The 15,154-nt window shown below is 72.0% G+C and carries 17 protein-coding genes and 1 riboswitch; of the genes, 8 read left to right on the forward strand and 9 right to left on the reverse strand.

Annotated elements, in window-relative coordinates:
• Positions 1-13 precede the first annotated feature (13 nt).
• The gene (locus tag ABZ937_RS11200; protein ID WP_361689010.1) at positions 14-658 is read left to right on the forward strand and encodes a hypothetical protein; all 645 of its coding nucleotides are present in this window, start codon (positions 14-16) and stop codon (positions 656-658) included.
• 36 nt (positions 659-694) lie between these two features.
• A complete protein-coding gene (locus tag ABZ937_RS11205) occupies positions 695-1,786 on the forward strand; it encodes a GNAT family N-acetyltransferase (protein WP_361689454.1) in 1,092 nt (363 codons plus the stop codon).
• Here ABZ937_RS11205 and ABZ937_RS11210 read toward each other — a convergent pair.
• The gene (locus ABZ937_RS11210) at positions 1,768-2,043 is read right to left on the reverse strand and encodes a DUF4031 domain-containing protein (RefSeq protein WP_361689013.1); all 276 of its coding nucleotides are present in this window, start codon (positions 2,041-2,043) and stop codon (positions 1,768-1,770) included. The genes ABZ937_RS11205 and ABZ937_RS11210 overlap by 19 nt on opposite strands.
• 7 nt (positions 2,044-2,050) lie before the next feature.
• Positions 2,051-2,434, reverse strand: coding sequence for a hypothetical protein (locus ABZ937_RS11215; RefSeq protein WP_361689016.1), 384 nt, complete (start codon positions 2,432-2,434; stop codon positions 2,051-2,053).
• Between the two features lie 56 nt (positions 2,435-2,490).
• Here ABZ937_RS11215 and ABZ937_RS11220 point away from each other — a divergent pair, with 56 nt between their 5' ends.
• The 3 genes from ABZ937_RS11220 to ABZ937_RS11230 all read left to right on the forward strand — a co-directional run bounded on the left by ABZ937_RS11220 (position 2,491) and on the right by ABZ937_RS11230 (position 4,702).
• Positions 2,491-3,396 (forward strand): MurR/RpiR family transcriptional regulator, encoded by a 906-nt coding sequence (locus ABZ937_RS11220; protein ID WP_361689019.1) that lies wholly within the window; start codon positions 2,491-2,493, stop codon positions 3,394-3,396.
• 45 nt (positions 3,397-3,441) lie between these two features.
• Entirely contained in the window at positions 3,442-4,365 is a 924-nt protein-coding gene (gene murQ, locus ABZ937_RS11225) for an N-acetylmuramic acid 6-phosphate etherase (protein ID WP_361689022.1), read from the forward strand.
• Positions 4,366-4,471: 106 nt separating this feature from the next.
• Positions 4,472-4,702 carry a hypothetical protein gene (locus ABZ937_RS11230; RefSeq protein WP_361689025.1) on the forward strand — a complete coding sequence of 77 codons (231 nt, stop codon included), beginning with the start codon at positions 4,472-4,474 and terminating at the stop codon, positions 4,700-4,702.
• Here the strand turns inward: ABZ937_RS11230 and ABZ937_RS11235 are convergent.
• Positions 4,683-5,360 (reverse strand): class I SAM-dependent methyltransferase, encoded by a 678-nt coding sequence (locus ABZ937_RS11235; RefSeq protein ID WP_361689028.1) that lies wholly within the window; start codon positions 5,358-5,360, stop codon positions 4,683-4,685. The two genes, ABZ937_RS11230 and ABZ937_RS11235, sit on opposite strands and share 20 nt — an antisense overlap.
• Positions 5,361-5,441: 81 nt before the next feature.
• On the opposite strand from ABZ937_RS11235, the gene ABZ937_RS11240 reads away from it, so the two are divergent.
• Positions 5,442-6,014 carry a hypothetical protein gene (locus ABZ937_RS11240; protein ID WP_361689031.1) on the forward strand — a complete coding sequence of 191 codons (573 nt, stop codon included), beginning with the start codon at positions 5,442-5,444 and terminating at the stop codon, positions 6,012-6,014.
• Positions 6,015-6,029: 15 nt separating this feature from the next.
• Here the strand turns inward: ABZ937_RS11240 and ABZ937_RS11245 are convergent, their stop codons facing one another.
• From ABZ937_RS11245 to thrC, 5 genes are all read right to left on the reverse strand, one after another.
• Positions 6,030-7,157 carry an NADH:flavin oxidoreductase gene (locus tag ABZ937_RS11245; protein ID WP_361689034.1) on the reverse strand — a complete coding sequence of 376 codons (1,128 nt, stop codon included), beginning with the start codon at positions 7,155-7,157 and terminating at the stop codon, positions 6,030-6,032.
• Positions 7,158-7,363: 206 nt separating this feature from the next.
• Entirely contained in the window at positions 7,364-8,986 is a 1,623-nt protein-coding gene (gene groL / locus ABZ937_RS11250; protein WP_361689037.1) for a chaperonin GroEL, read from the reverse strand.
• A gap of 299 nt (positions 8,987-9,285) precedes the next feature.
• On the reverse strand, positions 9,286-9,489 hold the full coding sequence (locus ABZ937_RS11255) for a cold-shock protein (protein ID WP_004986573.1): 204 nt from the start codon (positions 9,487-9,489) through the stop codon (positions 9,286-9,288).
• Positions 9,490-9,929: 440 nt separating this feature from the next.
• Entirely contained in the window at positions 9,930-10,205 is a 276-nt protein-coding gene (locus ABZ937_RS11260) for a MoaD/ThiS family protein (RefSeq protein ID WP_361689040.1), read from the reverse strand.
• Complete coding sequence (thrC, locus tag ABZ937_RS11265; RefSeq protein ID WP_361689043.1) at positions 10,202-11,485, reverse strand: threonine synthase; 1,284 nt, start codon at positions 11,483-11,485, stop codon at positions 10,202-10,204. The genes ABZ937_RS11260 and thrC overlap by 4 nt, the downstream gene beginning before the upstream one ends.
• Positions 11,486-11,502: 17 nt before the next feature.
• A riboswitch (SAM riboswitch) is annotated at positions 11,503-11,659 on the reverse strand.
• Between the two features lie 155 nt (positions 11,660-11,814).
• Here thrC and ABZ937_RS11270 point away from each other — a divergent pair.
• The gene (locus ABZ937_RS11270; protein WP_361689046.1) at positions 11,815-12,759 is read left to right on the forward strand and encodes a glucosyl-3-phosphoglycerate synthase; all 945 of its coding nucleotides are present in this window, start codon (positions 11,815-11,817) and stop codon (positions 12,757-12,759) included.
• A 74-nt stretch (positions 12,760-12,833) separates the two neighbouring features.
• The gene (locus ABZ937_RS11275; RefSeq protein WP_361689049.1) at positions 12,834-14,273 is read left to right on the forward strand and encodes a trehalose-6-phosphate synthase; all 1,440 of its coding nucleotides are present in this window, start codon (positions 12,834-12,836) and stop codon (positions 14,271-14,273) included.
• Here the strand turns inward: ABZ937_RS11275 and otsB are convergent.
• On the reverse strand, positions 14,261-15,127 hold the full coding sequence (gene otsB / locus ABZ937_RS11280) for a trehalose-phosphatase (RefSeq protein WP_361689052.1): 867 nt from the start codon (positions 15,125-15,127) through the stop codon (positions 14,261-14,263). The two genes, ABZ937_RS11275 and otsB, sit on opposite strands and share 13 nt — an antisense overlap.
• Between the last annotated feature and the right edge of the window lie 27 nt (positions 15,128-15,154).

Genomic DNA, 15,154 nt, shown 5'->3' on the forward strand with positions numbered 1-15,154 from the left:
GAAGAATGGGCCCATGGCCGATCTCGACGCCCTGCGCCTCCGTTTCGCCCGTGCCCTGGAAGCGGCCCGTGCCCCCGGCGGCGGCCCCGACCCCGCGCCCTACGCCGACAACCTGCTCGCCCGCTGGCAGGAGCCGCAGCGCCGGTACCACACGGTGGCCCACCTCACCGCCGTACTCGACCACGTCGACGTGCTGGAGCAGTACGCGGCCGACCCGGACGTGGTCCGCCTCGCGGCCTGGTTCCACGACGCCGTCTACCTTCCCGAGCGGTCCGAGAACGAGGAGCGGTCCGCGCGGCTGGCCGAGCGCGCCCTGCCCGAGGCCGGCGTACCGGACGCCAGGACGGCCGAGGTGGCCCGGCTGGTCCGGCTCACCGTCGGCCACGACCCGGCCGACGACGACCGCGACGGCCAGGTGCTGTGCGACGCCGACCTCGCGATCCTGGCCGCGCCCCCGTCGGCGTACGCCGTCTACACCGCCGAGGTCCGCGAGGAGTACCACTTCGTGCCGGGCGACGCCTTCCGCGAGGGCCGTTCGGCGATCCTGCGTCAGCTCCTCGGCCTGCCCCGCCTGTTCCACACCCCGTACGGCCGGGAGCACTGGGAGGCCACCGCCCGCTACAACCTCGCGAGCGAGCTGGAAATGCTGTCGACCTGAGGCGCGGCGCGCCCGTACTGTGCGCGCATGCGGACGATGAGCGGGGACCAGGTGGAGGCGGCCGTCGCGAGCTGCACGGCGACACTGCGCGCGGCACTGGACCGCGACTGGGACCAGGCCGACGCCGCCGGCCTGGACTGGAGCTGCCGCACCACGGCGTTCCACATCGCCGAGGACTTCCTCGCGTACGCGAGCCGCCTGGCCGGCCGCGCCCAGGCCCGCCTGCCGCTGGGCCTCACCCTCCCCGAGGGAACCGACAACGCCGGTCTGCTCCAGGTGATCGAGGCGACCGGCGCCCTGCTGGCCGCCGCCGTCCGCACCGCACCGCCCGGTGTGCGCGCCTTCCACGCCGAACCCTTCGGCAGCGCCGACCGCGAGGGCACCGCCGCCATGGGCGTCGCCGAGGCGCTGCTGCACACCCACGACATCGCCCAGGGCCTCGGCATCCCCCACGACCCGCCCGCCGACCTCGCCGAGTCCGTCCTGGCCTGGCTCTTCCCGCACGTCCAGCCCGGCCCCGCGCCCTGGCCGACCCTGCTGTGGGCGACCGGCCGCGGCGCGCTGCCCGGCCGCGCCCCGGTCACCGAGTGGACCTGGTACAACAACCTCGTCATCCCCGCCGAGCGCGTCACCCTCACCGGCATCCGTCCGGCCGCCGCCGACGATCTGCGCCTGGGCGGCACGGGCGGCTTCGACTGGATCGAGGACGGCCCGTTCGAGGGGACCCGCGAGGCCTGCAGCTATCTGATGAAGGCGTACGAAGCGGGTGTGCACCGCCCGGAGTTCGGCGTCTTCGCCCTCGTACGGCACGAGGACGGCCGGGCGGTCGGCGGCATCGGTTTCCACGGCGTCCCGGACGAGGAGCGCCGGGTGGAGATCGGCTACGACCTCGTCGCGGGCGCCCGCGGCAACGGCTACGCGACCGAGGCGCTGCGCACCCTGACCGAGTGGGCGCTGGCCCGGGACGACGTCGACACGGTCATCGCCACGATCGAGGGCGGCAACCTGCCCTCGCAGCGCGTGGTGTCCCGGGCGGGCTTCACCCGGGCGACCGTGGAGGAGGAGCGGCTCGCCCACGACGAGTACGACATGGACGCCGGGCTCCTGCTCTACGTCCGCCGCGGCTGACGCCCCTTGGGCCTGCGCAGTCCGGAGGCCGTCAGCAGCCGCACCACCTCGCGGCTGCTGACCTCCACCGCTCCCGCGGCCACCGCGTCCGCGTACCGGTGGGACGGCAGGTCGTAGTGGTCGCTGTCGAAGGCCCGCCGGGGCATGCCCAACGTCTCGGCGAACCGGTGCAGTTCGTCGTACGACACGTCGCTCACCAGGTGCGACCACATGCGCCCGTGACCGGGCCAGGTCGGCGGGTCGATGTACAGCGTCACGGGCGCCTCACGAGGTCGCCGCCCCGCCCGTGGAGGACCCCAGCGAGCCGACCGACGCGACCTTCACGCCCGCCTTGTGGCACACCCAGTGGGGATCGGGGCCCAGTTCCGGCTCCACGTCCAGCGCGTGCGGGTCGCCGGAGCCGCACACCGGGCACAGCGGCCAGCGGCCGTACCGCTCCAGCAGGGCGTCCTGCACGTCCTGGGCGACGAGACCGGCGACGAAGGCCATGCCGTCCGGCCACTGCTCGACCCACCAGCGCCGCTGGGCGATGGAGTCCTCCACCAGCGAGACCACGTCCGCCTCCGCGACCTCGCCGGCGACCAGATCGGCGAGCACCAGGGCGCGGGCCGCGTGCAACGCCTGCTCAAGGGGGCTGATGGGGTCCATAGTCCTTATTGTGCGCACTCTTGACCGCAACACCGAACCGAAAATATCTTTCACTCGTGACCCAGGACGTGAAGGAAATTTTCGGCGGTCCGGGCGGCTCGCTCGCCGCCAAGGTGCGCACCCTCGCCCCGTCCATGACCCGCTCCATGCAGCGCGTCGCCGAGGCCGTCGCGGGTGACCCGGCGGGCTGCGCCGCCCTCACGGTCACCGGGCTCGCCGAACTCACCGGCACCAGCGAGGCGACGGTCGTCCGGACCGCCCGGCTGCTCGGCTATCCGGGCTACCGCGACCTGCGCCTCGCCCTCGCCGGGCTCGCCGCCCAGCAGCAGTCCGGGCGCGCGCCCGTGATCACCACCGACATCGCGGTGGACGACCCCATCGCCGACGTCGTCACCAAGCTGGCCTACGAGGAGCAGCAGACCCTCGCCGACACGGCGGCCGGACTCGACACCGCCCAGCTGGGCGCGGCCGTCACCGCGCTGGCCGGCGCCCGGCGCACCGACGTGTACGGCATAGGGGCGTCCGGGCTGGTCGCCCAGGACCTCACCCAGAAGCTCCTGCGCATAGGCCTGATAGCCCACGCCCACAGCGATCCGCACCTCGCCGTGACCAACGCGGTGCAGCTCCGTTCGGGTGACGTGGCGATCGCCATCACCCATTCCGGGTCGACGGGGGACGTCATCGAGCCGCTGCGGGTCGCGTTCGAGCGCGGGGCGACGACGGTGGCCATCACCGGCCGCCCCGACTCACCGGTGACGCAGTACGCCGACCACGTCCTGACGACGTCCACCTCCCGGGAGACCGAGCTGCGGCCCGCCGCGATGTCCTCCCGGACGAGTCAGCTGCTGGTGGTGGACTGTCTGTTCGTGGGGGTGGCGCAGCAGACGTACGAGACCGCGGCGCCGGCGCTGGCCGCGTCCTACGAGGCGTTGGCCCATCGGCACCGGAGCGCCTCGCGCTAGACCGCAGGACCGCAGAACCCCCCACCGGAAAGAGCCACCCCCCTCATGACCTCTCACGACCTCCGCGCTCAGCTGGCCTCGCTGACCACCGAGGCATTCCGGCCCGAACTCGCCGAGATCGACCGGCTGCCCACCCTCGACATCGCCCGCCTGATGAACGGTGAGGACGCGGGTGTCCCCGCCGCCGTGGCACGCCAGTTGCCCCGCATCGCCGCCGCCGTCGACGCCACGGCCGAGCGGATGGGCCGTGGCGGACGGCTCGTCTACGCCGGTGCCGGTACCGCCGGACGGCTGGGCGTGCTGGACGCCTCCGAGTGCCCGCCCACCTTCAACACCGACCCCGACCAGGTCGTCGGCCTGATCGCAGGCGGCCCCGCGGCCATGGTCACCTCGGTGGAGGGCGCGGAGGACTCGGCGGAACTGGCCCGCCGGGACCTGGACGCGCTGAAACTCACCCCCGACGACACGGTGGTCGGCGTCTCCGCCTCCGGCCGCACCCCGTACGCCGTCGGGGCCGTCGAACACGCCCGCTCCCTCGGCGCGCTGACCGTCGGTCTGGCGTGCAACGAGCACAGCGCGCTGGCCGCGGCGGCCGAGCACGGCATCGAGGTCGTCGTCGGCCCGGAGCTGATCACCGGTTCGACGCGGCTGAAGGCGGGCACGGCGCAGAAGCTGGTGCTCAACATGCTGTCGACGATCACGATGATCCGGCTCGGCAAGACGTACGGGAACCTGATGGTCGACGTGCGCGCCTCCAACGACAAGCTCCGGGCCCGCTCCCACCGGATCGTCTCCCTGGCCACGGGCGCGGACGACCCCGAGATCGAGAAGGCCCTCACGGAGACCGGCGGCGAGGTGAAGCAAGCGATCCTGGTCCTGCTCGCCGGCATCGACGGCCCGACGGCCACCCGCCTCCTGGAGCAGTCCGACGGCCACCTGCGCGCCGCTCTGGAACACGCACGCCACTGACGGCCTGTGCGGGCGGGGCGTTCGTCGGCTTCCTCGCCATGCCGGGCGCCCGACCCGACCGGCTGAAGGCGCGTGACGCACCGCCGCGGACGGTCGTTTCCCGGGCATGACGAAGAAGCTCTTCCCCGGCACGCTGGTCACGGTCCTCGGTGCGGCCGTCCTCGGTGCCGCCCTGGCCGCGCCCGCGCACGCCGACGACCGCTGGACGGCCACCGACACCGCGGCCTGCGCCGCCGACCTCGCCGTACGCGTCGCCGACAAGGCCGTGTCGACACTGCCCCTGAAGGGCGCCCCCGCCGCGTGCGGCAAGCGCAGCCTCATCCAGCGCGGTCACTGACAGCGGTCCAGACGAGGGTGTAGCGCCAGAAGAGCCGGCGCCGCAGCCGGGCGCCGGGCAGCAGACGGCGGGCCTCCCGGGAGATCTCCGCGTAGGTCATCCCGGGGTCACGGGTCGGGGCGGTCATGGACTCCGGCCTGCGCGGTGCCCGTCGGCCCCGGTTCCTCACCCATCCCGTGAGCGCGTTGAGCGGTACGGCGACCAGGCCGAGCGCGTGGTCGGCGGGGCTCGCGGCCCGCGCACAGCCGACGACGACGAGGGTGCCGCCCGGCGCGAGTTCCCGCCGCAGACGGGTGAGGGTCTCGGCGAAGGGGAGGTGGTGGAGCACCGCGACACAGGTGATCACGTCGTAGGGGCCGGCGGGCAGCCCGTCGGGCGCGGCGGCGAGGGTGTAGGTGACGGGCGTGCCGGGGCCGGTCGACGCCCGCGCCCGCGCGAGGATACGGCGGTCGGCGTCCACCCCGAGGACCGACTCCGCCCGGACGGCCAGCCGCCGGGCCAGCTCGCCGCTGCCGCAGCCGACGTCCAGGGCCGCGCCGAAGCGGCGGGGCAACTGCCGCAGCAGCCATGGGTGGTAGTGCGCGTTGTGGTCCCAGGGGTGGGCCGCGTTGAAGCGGTCGAGGGCGGCGAGCAGGCGGTCCGTGAAGGTCGTCGTCACGCACCCCACTCCACCACGAGCCCGCCGGGCCCCCGTTCGCCCGGGCAGGGCACCATGGAGGGGAGGAGGCAACCGATCGCCATGAACCACGCCCAGCTCACCGCCCTCGGACGGGCTCTCCGGCTGCTCGGGGAGCACGGGGAGGCCCTGACCGCCGACACGCCGGACGCCCGGCTGCACGAGATCAGGGACGATCTGCGACGGGCCCTCGATCTGCTGGACGAGAGCGTCACCACCGGTGCGCCCGCCACCCGCTGCCCCGAGCACCCGCAGGGGCCCGTGGACGAGAGCGCCCCCGATCTGTGTCTGCTGTGCGAGACCCGGCGCCGGGCCGCCCGGCGCTCGGAGTTCCAGGGCAGCAGGCCCCGCCCGGGCGAACCGGCCCCCACCGCCCCCTCCCGGTACGGCGTCCGCGGTGACCGGCCGCAGCCCCAGCAGCGCTGGCTGCCGGAGCTGTGGAACGGCCAGGAGTGGCAGCTGTGCGGCACGCCCCGCCGGGACCGGCGCGAGGCCGAGGCGTATCTCGCCGCCCAGCGCCGCGGGTCCCGGCCCGCGATGGCGTACCGGCTCGTCCACGAGTTCACCGACTACGAGGTGCTCCGGGTGTGGGGGACACCGGTGCGGATCGACATCGAACCCATGGGCAACCTCTAGGCCGGTTCCGCCCGGTCAGCTGAGGGTGTTCACCGCCGACGCGTCGTACGGCTTCAGCTCGTCGAAGCGGTCGGCGAGCACCTTGGCCGCCCACTCGGGGTCCTGGAGCAGCGCGCGGCCGATGGCGACCATGTCGAACTCGTCGGACTCCAGCCGGTCCAGGAGGTTGTCGATGCCCTTGACCGGGGAGCCCTCGCCCGCGAAGGCGTTGATGAAGTCGCCGTCCAGGCCGACCGAGCCGACGGTGATGGTCTGCTTGCCGGTGAGCTTCTTCGTCCAGCCGGCCAGGTTGAGGTCGGAGCCGTCGAACTCGGGGAGCCAGTAGCGGCGCGTCGAGGCGTGGAAGACGTCGACGCCGGCCGCCGCGAGCGGGGTGAGGATGGCCTCCAGCTCCTCGGGGGTCTCGGCGAGGCGTGCGGTGTAGTCCTGCTGCTTCCACTGCGAGTAGCGGAAGAGGATCGGGAACTCGGGGGAGACGGCCGCGCGGACCGCGGCGACTATCTCCGCGGAGAATCTGGTGCGGGCCACCGGGTCGCCGCCGTAGGCGTCGGTGCGGCGGTTGGTGCCCGCCCACAGGAACTGGTCGAGCAGGTAGCCGTGGGCGCCGTGGATCTCCACGCCGTCGAAGCCGATGCGCTCGGCCGCGGCGGCGGCCTCGGCGAACGCGGCGATGACGTCGTCCAGGTCCTTCTGCGTCATCGTCTTGCCGGTGGGCTCGGCGCCGGCGGTGGCCAGGCCGGAGGGGCCGACGGCGGGGGCGTCCGCGAAGGGCGGCTGGCCCTGCTCGCGGACCATGCCGATGTGCCACAGCTGCGGGACGATCGTGCCGCCGGCCGCGTGCACGTCCTCGGCGACCTTCGCCCAGCCCGCCAGCTGCTCGTCGCCGTGGAAGCGCGGGACGCGGTTGCTCTGGCCGGCCGACTCGTGGCCCACGTAGGTGCCCTCGGTGACGATGAGGCCGACGCCGGCGGCGGCGCGGCGCGCGTAGTACGAGCGCACGTCCTCACCGGGAACGCCGCCCGGGGAGAACATGCGGGTCATCGGCGCCATCACGATCCGGTTCGGGACGGTGAGTCCGTTCAGCGTGATCGGGCGGGAGAGGACGCGGGCCGCGCGGGAGGCGGAGGGCGGGGGGACGGTCACGTGGGGGCTCCTCGCAACTTGACAGGGTCAACCGGCTGGTATGTGCGTGCGCATTGTTGCAGCTACTTAAGCAAATGTCCGCACGCGGCCCCGCATTCCCCGGTCCGGCCACGGGATCCGCGTGATGCCGGACACGCCCGAGGGCGGCACCCCCCGCCAGAGACAGGGGGTACCGCCCTCGGAAAGGACAGGTGATCCGCGAAGGATCAGAAGTCCATGTCACCGCCCGGCATGCCGCCGCCGGCCGGCGCGGCGGCCTTCTCCGGCTTGTCGGCGATGACGGCCTCGGTGGTGAGGAACAGCGCGGCGATGGAGGCGGCGTTCTGCAGCGCGGAACGGGTCACCTTCGCCGGGTCGATGATGCCCTCGGCGACCAGGTCGACGTACTCGCCGGTCGCGGCGTTCAGGCCGTGGCCCGGGGTCAGGTTGCGCACCTTCTCCACCACGACACCGCCCTCGAGGCCGGCGTTGACGGCGATCTGCTTCAGCGGGGCCTCCAGGGCGATGCGCACGGCGTTGGCGCCGGTCGCCTCGTCACCCTCCAGCTCCAGCTTCTCGAAGACCTGGGAGGCCTGCAGCAGGGCCACGCCACCACCGGCGACGATGCCCTCCTCGACGGCCGCCTTCGCGTTGCGGACGGCGTCCTCGATGCGGTGCTTGCGCTCCTTGAGCTCCACCTCGGTGGCGGCACCGGCCTTGATGACCGCGACACCGCCGGCGAGCTTCGCCAGGCGCTCCTGCAGCTTCTCGCGGTCGTAGTCCGAGTCGCTGTTCTCGATCTCGGCGCGGATCTGGTTGACCCGGCCGCCCACCTGCTCCGAGGAGCCGGCGCCGTCGACGATGGTGGTCTCGTCCTTGGTGATGACGACCTTGCGGGCGCGGCCCAGGAGGTCCAGGGTCGCGTTCTCCAGCTTGAGGCCGACCTCCTCGGAGATGACCTCGCCGCCCGTGAGGATGGCGATGTCGCCGAGCATGGCCTTGCGGCGGTCACCGAAGCCCGGGGCCTTGACGGCGACGGACTTGAAGGTGCCACGGATCTTGTTGACGACCAGGGTCGACAGGGCCTCGCCCTCGACGTCCTCGGCGATGATCAGCAGCGGCTTGCCCGACTGCATGACCTTCTCCAGCAGCGGGAGCAGGTCCTTGACCGAGGAGATCTTGGAGTTCGCGATGAGGATGTACGGGTCCTCCAGCGACGCCTCCATGCGCTCCATGTCGGTGGCGAAGTAGGCGGAGATGTAGCCCTTGTCGAAGCGCATGCCCTCGGTGAGCTCAAGCTCCAGACCGAAGGTGTTGCTCTCCTCGACGGTGATGACGCCTTCCTTGCCGACCTTGTCCATGGCCTCGGCGATCAGCTCGCCGATCTGGGTGTCGGCGGCGGAGATGGACGCGGTGGAGGCGATCTGCTCCTTGGTCTCGACGTCCTTCGCCTGCTCCAGCAGGGCGGCGGAGACGGCCTCGACGGCCTTCTCGATACCGCGCTTCAGGGCCATCGGGTTGGCGCCGGCGGCAACGTTGCGCAGGCCTTCCTTGACCAGGGCCTGGGCGAGGACGGTCGCGGTGGTCGTACCGTCGCCGGCGACGTCGTCCGTCTTCTTGGCGACTTCCTTGACCAGCTCGGCGCCGATCTTCTCGTACGGGTCCTCGAGCTCGATCTCCTTGGCGATGGAGACACCATCGTTGGTGATCGTGGGGGCGCCCCACTTCTTCTCGAGGACGACGTTGCGACCCTTGGGGCCGAGCGTCACCTTGACGGCGTCCGCGAGCTGGTTCATGCCGCGCTCGAGGCCGCGCCGCGCCTCCTCGTCGAACGCGATGATCTTGGCCATGTGAAGTGGTCCCTCCAGGACTGGGGGTGATTCCTTCGGACCGCGCCCGCGCCCGCGACGGACGGCTCGCGGACCCCGTGGTTCCTTGCCCCACTTGGCCTGCGGGCCTCACCGACCCGGTCCTTCGCTGTCACTCTCACCTTCAGAGTGCTAACGCCAATGATTAGCACTCGGCATGCTCGAGTGCAAGCGCCCCGACGGGTGTGGAGCGCCCGTCAGCCGCCCGCGAACACCGGAACCCGGACACGGCGAAGGGCCCGCACCCTCTGCGAGGTGCGGGCCCTTCGTACAAGAAACGTTCAGGCGGTGACGCGAACCATGTCGGCCTGCGGGCCCTTCTGGCCCTGCGAGATCTCGAACTCGACCCGCTGGCCCTCTTCCAGGGTGCGGTAGCCGTCCATCTGAATCGCGCTGTAGTGGACGAAGACGTCCGCACCACCGTCGACCGCGATGAAGCCGTACCCCTTCTCCGCGTTGAACCACTTGACGGTGCCCTGAGCCATGCCTAACTCCCCTATTACTGGCCCTTGCACAGATCCACACTTCGCGGACCCGGGTCAGACCTCACCCCCCATTGATCGGGGGCGTGCGCCGGAACGCGTCGACCGCGGCTGAATGTATCTGTCCAACTGCCGTCTGCAACAGGTCAATCGGACGAGAATTCTGGACGCAAGAGGTCCGGAAAGTGGTGAGGATTCACCCGACTTCAGGGCAAGTCGGGCCCCATAAAGGCCACAAAAGCCGCAAAGAACCCGCACACTTTGGCTACTTCTTGTCGGGCGTGCGGCATGAATGCAGGGCCCACGACCCGAGAGCCGCGACCGTGTTCCCCAACTCTACCGCGCTCAATCACGCAGAATTGCCCCCTCCGCTTCTCTCACGGAGGGGGCAATCGGTTGAACAATCGGTAACCGAAGTTACCGACGGTAATGAAGGGGCCGGATCAGCCGCCGGCGACCGCCGGGATGATCGAGACGCCGGCGCCGTCCGGGGTCGCCGTCTCAAGGCCCTGCTCGAAGCGCACGTCGTCGTCGTTCACGTACACGTTGACGAACCGGCGCAGCTTGCCCTGGTCGTCCAGGACGCGGGCGGCGATCCCGGTGTGGTTCTTCTCCAGGTCGGCGATGACCTCGCCGAGGGTCGCGCCGGCGGCGGTGACCTCGGCCTGCCCGCCGGTGTAGGTGCGCAGGATGGTGGGGATGCGAACGGTCACGCTCATGCGAGGCCAGCCTCTCGGAAGGAGTCCAGGGTCGGGCGGATGGTGGCGGTGAGGCCGGTCCCGGCCACCGCGTCGAGGGTCTTCAGGCCGTCTCCGGTGTTGAGGACGACCGTGGTCAGCGACGGGTCGAGCACGCCGTTCTCGATCAGCTTGCGCGTCACGCCGACCGTCACACCGCCCGCCGTCTCGGCGAAGATGCCCTCGGTGCGCGCGAGCAGCTTGATGGCGTCCACGACCTCCTCGTCCGTCACGTCCTCCACGGCACCGCCGGTGCGGCGCGCGATGTCCAGGACGTACGGCCCGTCGGCCGGGTTGCCGATGGCCAGGGACTTGGCGATGGTGTTCGGCTTCTGCGGGCGGACCACGTCGTGCCCGGCCTTGAAGGCGGTGGACACCGGGGAGCAGCCCTCGGCCTGCGCACCGAAGATCTTGTACGGCTTGTCCTCGACCAGACCGAGCTTGATCAGCTCCTGCAGACCCTTGTCGATCTTGGTGAGCTGGGAGCCGGAGGCGATCGGGATGACGATCTGGTCGGGCAGCCGCCAGCCGAGCTGCTCGCAGATCTCGTACGCCAGGGTCTTGGAGCCCTCCGCGTAGTACGGCCGGAGGTTGACGTTGACGAAGCCCCAGCCCTCGCCGGCCGGGTCGCCGATCAGCTCGGAGCAGAAGCGGTTCACGTCGTCGTAGTTGCCCTCGATGCCGACGAGTTCGCCGCCGTAGACCGCGGCCATGACGACCTTGCCCTGCTCCAGGTCGTGCGGGATGAACACGCAGGAGCGGAAGCCGGCGCGGGCGGCGGCGGCGCCGACGGCGCCGGCCAGGTTGCCGGTGGAGGAGCAGGAGAGCGTGGTGAAGCCGAAGGCGCGCGCGGCCTCCAGCGCCTGGGCGACCACGCGGTCCTTGAAGGAGTGCGTCGGGTTGCCGGAGTCGTCCTTCACGTACAAACCGCCGGTCACGCCCAGTTCGCGCGCCAGGTTGTCGGCCTTGACGAGCTTGGTCCAGCCCGGGTTGATGTTGGGCTTGCCGGCGACGTCCGCCGGGACCGGCAGCAGTGGCGCGTACCGCCAGATGTTCGCGGGGCCGGCCTCGATGCGGCGGCGCAGTTCCTCGGTGTCGTAGGCGGAGAAGTCGTAGGCGATCTCCAGCGGGCCGAAGCACTCCTCGCAGGCGAAGAGCGGGCCGAGCGGTACCCGGTGACCGCACTCGCGACAGCTCAGAGCGGCGGCGGGACCGAGATCGACGGTGGAGTCAGTGGTGGTTGCAACTGTCTGCACAGCCATGGAGGCGAGGCCCTTTCTCCTCATCTTCCTCACGACGCACTTCGCCGTGAGACGGATTTGGCACCTTCCCTAGCCGGGAGCCTCGCGGAGACGATCAGGACTGATCTACGAGTGCCGACTGGAGGGTTGCCGGGGCTTCATCGGGCCGTGTCCCTCTGCCCCTCTGGATGAGCGGTATTCGGTTGTGGACGCGCGCGACCCCCGACATGCGATGGTCATCGGCGTTGTTCAAGACTGTAACCGAAGGCCAGGACAGTTGAGATAGTCGTCCGAACCGCGAGATGGGTCACACGGTGACGTGTGGTCGTGACAGTGAGGAGCCGCAGACCGTGCTGCAAGAAGTCGAGCGCTGGCTGAGCACCCGCTCCTGGTCCGTGGCCGATCGCCCGCTGCACCAGGTCGTGGCCGCCAAGCAGCGCACCGGCCGGACGATCAGCGTCGTCCTGCCCGCGCTCAACGAGGAGGAGACGGTCGGCGACATCGTGGCGGTCATCCGGCACGACCTCGTGGAGCAGGTCCCGCTCGTCGACGAGATCGTGGTCGTGGACTCCGGCTCCACCGACCGCACCTCCGAGGTCGCCGCGCGCGCGGGCGCCCGGGTCGTCCACCGTGACGACATCCTGCCCCGCATCCCGGCCGTCCCCGGCAAGGGTGAAGTCCTGTGGCGTTCGCTGCTGGTCACCGGCGGGGACATCCTCTGCTTCGTCGACGCGGACCTGAAGGAGTTCTCCTCCGACTTCGTCACCGGGATCGTCGGCCCGCTGCTCACCGAGCCGGACGTCGACCTGGTCAAGGCCATGTACGACCGCCCCCTCGCCGGCGCTGCCGGGCAGGGCGGCCGGGTCACCGAGCTGATGGCGCGCCCGCTGCTGAACATGCACTGGCCGCAGCTGGCCGGGTTCGTGCAACCGCTGGGCGGCGAGTACGCGGCCCGCCGCTCCCTGCTGGAGCAGCTGCCGTTCCCCGTCGGCTACGGCGTGGAGCTGGGCATGCTGGTGGACGCGCTGCACCTGGTCGGCCTGGACGCGCTGGCCCAGGTCGACGTGGGCGTGCGCAGGCACCGGCACCAGGACGGGCAGGCCCTCGGCCGGATGGCCGCCGCCATCTACCGCACGGCCCAGCTCCGGCTGGCCCGCGGCCATCTGATCCGGCCCGCGCTGACCCAGTTCGAGCGGGGCGAGGACGGTTTCGAGCCGCGCACCTACTCGGTGGACACCGAGGAGCGCCCGCCCATGGTGGAGATCGCGGAGTACGCCGACCGGAAGGTGGCGTGAACCGGCCGTATACGGTCCCCTCCTGCGGCGGACCGTACGTTTGAGCGTTTCCGGGCCGGGCTAGGTTGAGGACCATGGCTTCCACGCAGGGTGCTGCCGAGAAGGCTCAGGTGCTGGTCGCGTCCAACCGCGGCCCGGTTTCGTATCAGGTGGGCGAGGACGGCGCGCTGACCGCCAGGCGGGGCGGCGGCGGGCTGGTCTCGGGACTGTCCGCCATCGGGTCGGACGCGGGCTCGGTGTGGGTGTGCGCCGCGCTGGGCGACGGCGACCGGGCGGCGGTCCGGCGGGCGGACGGCGGGCTGCTGCCGGCCGAGGAGACCGGCGGGCAGCGGGTGCGGATGCTCGACATCGACGCGTCCGTGCACGCCGAGGCGTACAACGGCATCGCGAACTCGGTGCTCTGGTTCGTCCACCACATGCTGTACCAGACCCCGTTGGAGCCCGTCTTCGACCGGGAGTTCCGGCGGCAGTGGGCGTCGTACGAGGCGTACAACCGCGCCTTCGCCGAGGCGCTGGCCCAGGAGGCGGCCGAGGGCGCGGCGGTGCTGATCCAGGACTACCACCTGGCGCTGGCCCCCCGGATGCTCCGGCAGCTCCGTCCCGACCTGCGCATCGGCCACTTCTCGCACACCCCGTGGGCCCCGCCGGACTACTTCCGTCTGCTGCCCGACGACATCGCGGCCGAGCTGCTCGGCGGCATCCTGGGCGCGGACCGGGCGGCGTTCCTCACCCGGCGGTGGGCGGACGCGTTCGTCGACTGCTGTCACGCGGTGCTCGGGCCCGGCATCCCGTCCGGCACCCGGATCGGGGTGCACGGGCTGGGCGCGGACGCGGACTTCCTGCGCGAGCGGGCGCACAAGCCGGACGTGGACACGTGGATGGCGGCGCTGCGCGAGGAGATCGGCCCGGGGCGGAAGGCGATCGTCCGGGTGGACCGCACCGAGCTGTCCAAGAACATCGCGCGCGGGCTGCTGGCGTACGAGCAGCTGCTGGAGGACCACCCGGAGTGGCGGGAGCGGGTCGTCCACGTGGCGTTCGCGTACCCGTCGCGGCAGGACCTCGCCGTGTACCGGGAGTACACCGCCGAGGTGCAGCGGGTCGCGGACGAGATCAACGAGCGGTACGGCACGGCGGACTGGACGCCGGTGGTGCTGCACGTGAAGGACGACTTCGCGCGGTCCCTGGCCGCGTACCGGCTGGCCGACGTGGCGCTGGTGAACCCCATCCGGGACGGCATGAACCTGGTCGCCAAGGAGGTCCCGGTCGTCTCGGACGAGGGCTGCGCGCTGGTGCTGTCCCGGGAGGCCGGGGCGTACGAGGAGCTGGGCGAGGACGCGTTCGTGGTGAACCCGTACGACATCGCGGGGACGGCGCGGGCGCTGCACGAGGCGCTGAGCCTGCAGGCGGGAGAACGCGCGGAGCGGTCGAAGCGGCTGGCCGCCGCCGCGACCGCGCTGCCGCCGGCCCGGTGGTTCCTGGATCAGCTGGAGGCGCTGACCGGTCAGCCGAGCTGAGCCGCCAGTGCCCTGAGCAGTTCCACGACCCCCTGCGGGCCGTCCACCACCAGGTCGGCCCGTTCCGCCAGTTCGGTGACCTCCGTGCTGCCGCTGCAGATCAGCAGGCCGGGGGTGCCGTTGGTGCGGAGCTTGTCGATCGCGGCGAAGGCGGGGAGGTCGCCCAGGTCGTCGCCGGCGTAGACGACGCATCCGGCGCCGGTGGCGCGGGCGTGGTCGAGCAGGGCCGCGCCCTTGTCCATGCCCGGCGGGCGGAGTTCCAGGACCAGCCGGCCGGGTTCGACGATGAGGCCGTGCCGGGTGGCGAGGTCGGCGAGAGGGGTGCGCAGGGACTCGAACGCGGCCTGCGGGTCGGCGGCGCGGCGGGTGTGGACCGCGAGGGCCCGGCCCTTCTCCTCGATCCACGTGCCCGGCCCGGCGCCGACGCGCTCCAGCAGGCGCGGCAGCTCGGCGCGGACGGCGGCCACGCCGGGGTGCGGGGGCGGCGCGGTGACCGTGCCGGTGGCCGCGTCCCAGCGTTCGGCGCCGTAGTGGCCGAGGACGGTGAGGTGCTCCAGGCCGGGGACGCCGGCGAAGCCGCCGTAGCGGACCGCGACCTCGGGCGGGCGGCCGGTGATCACGGCGACGGAGGCCACCTTCGGGGCGAGCGCGGCGAGCGCGGGTACGGCCTCGGGGTGGGCGCGGGCCTGCTCGGGGTCGTCGACGATCGGGGCCAGTGTGCCGTCGAAGTCCAGGCCGATCAGCGCGGTGCGGGGCCGGGCGAGCAGGGCGGCGAGTCCGTCACGGCCGGCCGGCGTCTGCGGGGTGGGCAGCGGGTGTGCGGGGTCCGTCGAGTCCGGTGTCTGGGTACCCATACGGCGACCCTATCCATGCGGGCAACC

This window comes from Streptomyces sp. NPDC046727, from assembly GCF_040645635.1.
In the GTDB taxonomy this organism is placed as follows: domain Bacteria; phylum Actinomycetota; class Actinomycetes; order Streptomycetales; family Streptomycetaceae; genus Streptomyces.

Coding starts and splice junctions, on each gene's coding strand:
- ABZ937_RS11200 (WP_361689010.1), top strand. CDS start 14: ATGGCCGATCTCGACGCCCTGCGCCTCCGTTTCGCCCGTGCCCTGGAA.
- ABZ937_RS11205 (WP_361689454.1), top strand. CDS start 695: ATGAGCGGGGACCAGGTGGAGGCGGCCGTCGCGAGCTGCACGGCGACA.
- ABZ937_RS11215 (WP_361689016.1), bottom strand. CDS start 2,434: ATGGACCCCATCAGCCCCCTTGAGCAGGCGTTGCACGCGGCCCGCGCC.
- murQ (WP_361689022.1), top strand. CDS start 3,442: ATGACCTCTCACGACCTCCGCGCTCAGCTGGCCTCGCTGACCACCGAG.
- ABZ937_RS11230 (WP_361689025.1), top strand. CDS start 4,472: ATGACGAAGAAGCTCTTCCCCGGCACGCTGGTCACGGTCCTCGGTGCG.
- ABZ937_RS11240 (WP_361689031.1), top strand. CDS start 5,442: ATGAACCACGCCCAGCTCACCGCCCTCGGACGGGCTCTCCGGCTGCTC.
- groL (WP_361689037.1), bottom strand. CDS start 8,986: ATGGCCAAGATCATCGCGTTCGACGAGGAGGCGCGGCGCGGCCTCGAG.
- ABZ937_RS11255 (WP_004986573.1), bottom strand. CDS start 9,489: ATGGCTCAGGGCACCGTCAAGTGGTTCAACGCGGAGAAGGGGTACGGC.
- ABZ937_RS11260 (WP_361689040.1), bottom strand. CDS start 10,205: ATGAGCGTGACCGTTCGCATCCCCACCATCCTGCGCACCTACACCGGC.
- thrC (WP_361689043.1), bottom strand. CDS start 11,485: ATGGCTGTGCAGACAGTTGCAACCACCACTGACTCCACCGTCGATCTC.
- ABZ937_RS11275 (WP_361689049.1), top strand. CDS start 12,834: ATGGCTTCCACGCAGGGTGCTGCCGAGAAGGCTCAGGTGCTGGTCGCG.
- otsB (WP_361689052.1), bottom strand. CDS start 15,127: ATGGGTACCCAGACACCGGACTCGACGGACCCCGCACACCCGCTGCCC.